Annotated in this window: 1 protein-coding gene; it reads left to right on the top strand. The window is 38.3% G+C overall.

The features are described from left to right. Positions 1–282 (top strand): fatty acid desaturase (locus AC2Q9J_RS17855; RefSeq protein ID WP_499042011.1); only part of this gene is annotated, 282 nt, incomplete at both ends.

The raw sequence follows: 282 nt of genomic DNA, 5'->3' as shown, positions 1-282 counted from the left end.
TATTAACTCACTCTGCCATATGTGGGGCAAACGCCCTTATACTGATGAAAATACGGCACGAGACAACTTCGTCTTAGCGATTTTCACTTGGGGTGAGGGTTATCACAATTACCATCATATCTTCCAATACGACTATCGTAATGGTGTGAAATGGTGGCAATATGACCCAACAAAATGGTTAATTTGGACCAGCTCTAAATTAGGTCTAGCTAAAAATTTACGTCGTATTCCGAGCTTTAATATTCAAAAAGCTGAGTTAGCGATGAAATTTAAATATGCTGA

This window comes from Planococcus sp. RAB007_Raresut, assembly GCF_057369535.1.
This window is presented reverse-complemented; position numbering and strand designations above follow the sequence as displayed.